A 6,437-nucleotide genomic window follows, 5' to 3' on the forward strand; every position below is an offset into this window, starting at 1 on the left:
CTTGCGCCCCGGATTCTTCAGCCGACGCGGCTTCGGAGGAGGTAGTAGCGGTTCGATTTCTGTCCACAGTGCATCTTCCACGATCGGTTTGCCCATCTCTTCTTCAGCCTTATCTATATCAATGCCGGAGAGTAGCAGCTTGCCGGAAAAGTTAACAGCCCCTTCGGGCCTTTATGAAACCGTCTCTAAGTTAAAAGGAGGCACTCATGCCACACAATAATCAACATTTCGCCTCGGGACGCAAGCTCGATGTGGTATGTATCGGCCGCCTTGCGGTAGATCTTTATGCACAGCAGATCGGCGCGCCGCTGGCCGATGTCAGCAGCTTCGCCAAGTACCTGGGGGGCTCATCGGCCAATATCGCATTCGGTTGCGCCCGTCTGGGTTTGAAGTCGGCGATGCTGGCGCGGGTCGGCAATGAACATAACGGGCAGTTCCTGAGCGCCGCGCTGGCCGCAGAAGGCTGCGATGTGAGCCAAATCAAGATCGATCCGGAACGGTTGACCGCCCTGGTGATGCTGGGTCTGAAGGACAAAGAGACTTTTCCGCTGATTTTTTATCGAGACAATTGCGCCGACATGGCGTTGGCTGAGGAGGATATCGACGAAGCCTTCATTGCCTCCAGCAAGGCGCTGCTGATTACAGGCACGCATTTTTCCACCGCCCAGGTGCATCGCAGCAGCAGCCTGGCCCTGAAGTATGCGCGCCGCCACAATGTCCGTACGGTGCTGGATATCGATTACCGGCCGGTACTGTGGGGGTTGACGCAAAGGGGCGACGGCGAAACTCGTTTCGTTGCCAATCACGGCGTGACTGCCCATTTGCAAGGCATGCTCCCGCAGTTCGATCTGGTGGTCGGCACCGAAGAAGAATTCATGATCGCCGGCGGCGGTGATGACATCATGGCATCTTTGCAGGCGGTGCGAGCGATCAGCCCGGCGACGCTGGTAGTCAAGCGCGGTCCGCTGGGCTGCACCGTTATTCACGGCGCGATCCCGGTGTCGCTGGATGCCGGATTTAATTACAAAGGCGTACAGGTCGAGGTGCTCAACGTGCTGGGTGCCGGCGATGCTTTTCTGTCCGGTTTCTTGAAGGGATGGCTCAACGGCGAGGATGATGAGAGCTGTTGTCGTTATGCGAATGCTTGCGGTGCATTAGTGGTATCGCGCCATGCCTGCGCGCCGGCCATGCCGACCCCGGCCGAACTGGCTTATTTCCTGGAAAACGCTGAGCGCATGCAACGGCCTGACCAAGATACGCATCTGCAGCGCTTACATCGGGTCACTGCACCACGCAAGCCGTGGGATGAGATCAATGTGTTCGCCTTTGACCATCGTAACCAGTTCTTCGAACTGGCACGCGAGTCCGGCGTCAGCGAGCAACGACTACCGCAACTCAAGCAATTACTGGTGCAGGCGGTAGCTGCTACAGAACAAACGCTTGGATTGCCCGGCAAAATCGGTATTCTCTCTGATGACCGTTATGGGCAGGAAGCATTGAATGCCGCTACCGGACGTGGCTGGTGGATCGGTCGTGCGGTTGAACTGCCGCTGTCGAATCCAGTCGAGTTTGACTATGGTCGCTCGATTGGCTCGCACTTGCTGAGCTGGCCGAAGGAGCATGTGGTGAAGTGCCTGGTGCAGTTTCATCCGGACGATGCCATTGAGAAGCGTCTGGAGCAGGAAGCCCAAATCCGTAGTCTCTACAACGCGGTGCAGGTCAGTGGTCATGAGTTGCTGTTGGAGATCATTCCGCCTAATGACTTACCGAAAGCCGATAACACCGTGCTGCGCTGCCTCAAGCGTCTTTACAACCTGGGTATTTACCCCGAATGGTGGAAGCTGGAATCGATGTCAGAGTCACAATGGGCGGCCATCGATGGTTTGATTGCCGAGCGCGATCCGTATTGTCGCGGTGTCGTCCTGCTTGGCCTGGCGGCGCCGGTGGAGGCGCTGGCGGCAGGGTTTCGCGCCGCGCGACATAGCAAGACTTGCCGTGGCTTTATGGTGGGCAGAACGATCTTCCATGAGCCCTCCAAGTTATGGCTGCAAGGACGGATTGACGACGCTACCTTGATCCATCAGGTTCGTGACACGTTTGAGAAACTGGTCGGCATTTGGCGCGAAAGTCGCCGCGCCTCCGATGCCGCAGCGCTTGAAAAAGCGGAGCGGGCAGCATGAGCGCACAGCAAAAAACCATACGCCTGACCATGGCGCAAGCGCTGGTGCGCTACCTGGCCGCCTTGCGCATCGATACGCCGGGTTCTGAAGTGGCACTGTTTGGCGGCGTGTTCTCGATTTTCGGCCATGGCAATGTTGCAGGCTTGGGCGAGGCGTTGTATCAATACCGCGAACAATTGCCTACGTATCGGGCGCACAACGAACAAGCCATGGCGCACGCCGCGATTGCTTTTGCTAAATCCAATATGCGACGCCGGATGATGGCGGTGACCAGTTCGATAGGCCCCGGGGCGACCAACCTGCTGACCGCTGCTGCACTGGCGCACGTGAACCGCTTGCCGGTTTTGCTGCTGCCGGGCGATATTTTCGTCTCGCGCCGTCCTGACCCTGTATTGCAGCAGGTCGAGAATTTCCAGGATGGCGGCGTTTCTGCCAACGATGCATTCAAGCCGCTGTCGCGCTATTTCGATCGCATCTATTATCCGGAGCAACTGCTCACGGCGTTGCCGCGCGCAATTCAAGTGTTGACAGATGCCGCCCAGTGCGGTCCGGTGACGCTCGCCTTGCCGCAGGATGTGCAGGCCATGGCATACGATTATCCGGTGGAATTTTTCTTGCCTCCATTGGTCAGGTTCCGTGCCCAGGCACCGGCTACCGACGAACTGCATGCAGCATCCGAATTGCTGAAAAACGCGCGCCAGCCATTGATCATTGCCGGCGGTGGAGTGTTGTATGGCGAAGCCACCGAGGCCTTGCGCAGCTTTGCTGAAAAACATGGGGTGCCGGTCGCCGAAACCCAGGCTGGAAAAAGTTCGCTGGCCTGGCGTCATCCGTTGCAGCTCGGCGCGCTAGGCGTTACGGGTTCGCCCGCTGCCAACATGCTGGCAGCCAAGGCTGACGTGGTGATTGCGGTGGGCACGCGCTTACAGGATTTCACGACAGGCTCGCACTCGCTGTTTGGGCAAGCCAAACTGCTGAGTATCAATGTCAATCCGATTGATGCCATCAAATGGCAGGGAACGCCGCTGGTGGCCGATTCTCGTCTTGGGCTGGCGGCTCTGTCGCAAGGATTGGGGGATTGGCACGCCAGTGCCGGCTGGCATGCGCTGGCGCTGGAACAGGCGAATGCCTGGCGCGCTGCGGTCGATACCATCACTGGTCAGCGCGAAGTGGCGGCAACGGCCTTGCCCTATGACGGCGAGGTTATTGGCGCGGTGCAGCGTTCCAGCATAGATTCCACCGTGCACGATATCGTGGTGTGTGCGGCGGGCACTTTGCCGGCTGAATTACACAAGTTATGGCGCACCTCGACCCCCGGCGGTTATCACGTCGAATACGGCTACTCCTGCATGGGTTATGAAATTGCTGGCGGCCTCGGTGTCAAGATGGCGCAGCCGGACCGGGATGTGATCGTCATGGTTGGTGACGGCAGTTACCTGATGATGAATTCCGAAATCGCGACTTCGGTCATGTTGGGTTGCAAACTGATTGTCGTAGTGCTCGACAATCGCGGCTACGGCTGCATCAATCGTCTGCAGCAAGCCTGTGGCGGCGCAGCGTTCAATAACATGCTGGAAGATTGCCTGCAAGGCCCGCTGGGGGCGCCAGCGATCGACTTTGCCGCACATGCCAGATCCTTGGGAGCACTGGCAGAAAGCGTCAAGAGCATCTCTCAACTGGAAGCAGCGCTGCAGCGGGCGCGTGCGGCAGATCGTAGCTACCTGGTTTGCATCGATACCGATCCCAGTCACAGTACCGAAGAGGGGGGCTGTTGGTGGGAAGTGGCGGTGCCGGAGGTGTCGCAGCGCGCTCAGGTGCAAGCTGCGCGAGCCGAATATGAGCAAGCCCGCGACAATCAAAAAGTGTAAAGGATTGCGAGAAAACCATGACATTCAACGTAAAGATCGGCATCAATCCCATATCTTGGATGAACGATGACCTGCCGTCTCTGGGCGGCGAGACATCGCTGGAGCTGGCGTTATCAGAGGGGGCGCAGATCGGCTATCGCGGCTTCGAGCTGGGCAATAAATTTCCCAAAGAACCTTTGGCGCTGGCGGCGGTGCTCGGCAAACATGGTCTGGAATGTGTATCGGGATGGTATTCCGGAGGCCTTGCGACCAGCTCTCTGGATGACGAAATCGCCGCCGTTGGACCGCATCTGCGCTTGCTGGCGGAGACTGGCGCTAAGGTGATGGTGTACGGCGAAGTCGCCAACGCTATCCAAGGCCGGCCTGATCCGCTGTATAAGAGGCCGCGTTTCCTGAATGACCGGGAATGGCAGGAATATACTGACAAACTTACTGCTTTCGCGCGCTTTACCTTGTCGCAAGGCGTTCGAGTGGCTTATCACCCCCACATGGGTGCTTACGTCGAGACGCCGACCGATGTCGGGCGCTTGATGGCGCTGACGGGCGATGAGGTCGGCCTGTTGTTTGACAGTGGTCATATCACGTTTGCCGGGGGCGATCCGTTGGCGGTATTGCAGGAGCATATCAAGCGTGTCTGCCATGTACATTGCAAGGATGTGCGGCCGACGGTGGTGAAAATGGCACGCAACGGTAATTGGAGTTTCCTGCAAGCCGTGCTCAATGGCGCATTTACTGTGCCGGGTGATGGCACCATCGATTTCGACGCGCTGTTGCGCCTGCTGCATCGGCATGGGTATGCCGGTTGGCTGGTGGTCGAGGCGGAGCAGGACCCGGCGGTGGCCCCAAGCTATCAATATGCCGAAATGGGCTATCGCCATCTGGCCGATCTGGTTAGCGCGATCGAAGCCGCTGGCGAACAGGAGTCGACATGAGTTTACTGGTGAAGGGCCGCTCGCAAGGACGCGAGATCGTCAGCGTCACGCCGCAATCGGCGAATTGGAAGTTCGTCGGTTTTGCTGCCTATCGATTGGCGGCCACGGAGCGGATCAGTTTTGATTCGGGCAATCGTGAGATCTGTATCGTCGTGCTGAGTGGCGTTGTCAGCGTCCAGACTGGCGATCATGTATGGAAAGAGATTGGTGAACGGCAAAGCGTGTTCGATGAGCGCTCGCCGTATTCGGTCTACGTGCCGCACTCACATGCCGTGACGATTGCCGCGCATGCAGATGCCGAAGTTGCGGTTTGCAGCGCACCGAGTCATGGCAGCCTGGGGGCGCGTCTGATCGAACCGGGCACGGCAAAAAGATCGGTGCGCGGACAGGGCAGCAATACTCGCTACGTCTGCGACATCCTGCCGCAAACCGAAGCTGCCGATCATTTACTGGTGGTCGAAGTCCTGACGCCTGGCGGCCATGCCTCTAGCTATCCGCCGCACAAGCACGATACCGATAACTTGCCGCAGGAGAGTTTTCTGGAGGAGACTTATTATCATCGTCTCAATCCACCGCAAGGTTTTGCGTTTCAGCGCGTTTATACCGATGATCGCAGCCTGGACCAATCGATGGCGGTGGAAAATCATGATGTTGTGATGGTCCCGCGTGGCTACCATCCGGTGGTTGCAGCGCACGGCTATAACAGTTATTACCTGAACGTCATGGCTGGCCCCAAGCGCGAGTGGCATTTCAAGAACGATCCGGCCCATGAGTGGATGCTGCAGCGTTGAGCGTCTGATATTAGCGCGATACGTTGACGGTAGTTCGACTCGACTGTCGTGCGCAGCAAAATAAACTTCAAGGTTAAATCACATGCCTAGCTTAATTACCGTCGGTCACTTTATTAACGGCCAATCCGTTCCTTCTTCCGGCGAGCGTCACAGCGATGTCTTCAATCCGGCCACTGGTGTGGTCAGCGCCAAAGTCGGGCTAGCCAGCCATGCCGATGTCGCCGCCGCGGTTGCCGCTGCGCAGGCGGCTTTCCCCGCATGGGCCGCGCAGCCGCCTTTGCGGCGAGCGCGTGTCATGTCGCGTTTCAAGGAATTGATGGAGAAGAACCACGAAAAGTTAGCTGCTATCATCACCAATGAGCACGGTAAAGTATTCAGCGATGCTAAAGGCGAAGTCGTGCGCGGGCTGGAAGTAGCCGAATTTGCCAGCGGCATACCGCAGTTGCTCAAGGGGGAATATACCGAGCAGATCAGTCGCGGTATCGATGCCTGGACCATGCGCCAGCCACTCGGTGTGTGCGCCGGCATCACCCCGTTCAATTTTCCGGTGATGGTGCCGATGTGGATGTTCCCGATGGCTATCGCCTGTGGCAATACCTTCGTGTTGAAGCCATCCGAGCGCGATCCGTCGTCGAGTCTGCTACTGGCGCAATTGCTGCAGGAGGC

The 6,437-nt window shown here is 58.0% G+C and carries 5 protein-coding genes and 1 pseudogene; 5 read left to right on the forward strand and 1 reads right to left on the reverse strand.

Annotated features, from left to right (window positions below; all coding sequences use genetic code 11):
- Nucleotides 1-96 (reverse strand): annotated as a pseudogene (locus tag ACIQ0R_RS10460) (IS5/IS1182 family transposase); the annotation flags it as partial.
- 110 nt (nucleotides 97-206) lie between these two features.
- Between ACIQ0R_RS10460 and iolC the strand changes: the two are divergent.
- The 5 genes from iolC to ACIQ0R_RS10485 form a co-directional block, all read left to right on the forward strand.
- Entirely contained in the window at nucleotides 207-2,180 is a 1,974-nt protein-coding gene (gene iolC, locus ACIQ0R_RS10465) for a 5-dehydro-2-deoxygluconokinase (protein WP_395826946.1), read from the forward strand.
- Nucleotides 2,177-4,048, forward strand: coding sequence for a 3D-(3,5/4)-trihydroxycyclohexane-1,2-dione acylhydrolase (decyclizing) (gene iolD / locus ACIQ0R_RS10470; protein ID WP_395826949.1), 1,872 nt, complete (start codon nucleotides 2,177-2,179; stop codon nucleotides 4,046-4,048). Before iolC ends, iolD begins: the two co-directional genes overlap by 4 nt.
- Nucleotides 4,049-4,065: 17 nt before the next feature.
- A complete protein-coding gene (gene iolE / locus ACIQ0R_RS10475) occupies nucleotides 4,066-4,980 on the forward strand; it encodes a myo-inosose-2 dehydratase (protein WP_395826952.1) in 915 nt (304 codons plus the stop codon).
- Entirely contained in the window at nucleotides 4,977-5,771 is a 795-nt protein-coding gene (iolB, locus tag ACIQ0R_RS10480) for a 5-deoxy-glucuronate isomerase (RefSeq protein ID WP_395826955.1), read from the forward strand. The genes iolE and iolB overlap by 4 nt, the downstream gene beginning before the upstream one ends.
- An 82-nt stretch (nucleotides 5,772-5,853) precedes the next feature.
- A partial coding sequence (locus ACIQ0R_RS10485) for an aldehyde dehydrogenase family protein (protein WP_395826958.1) occupies nucleotides 5,854-6,437 on the forward strand: 584 nt, incomplete at its 3' end.

Source organism: Collimonas sp. (genome assembly GCF_044339385.1).
Lineage (GTDB): Bacteria > Pseudomonadota > Gammaproteobacteria > Burkholderiales > Burkholderiaceae_D > Collimonas.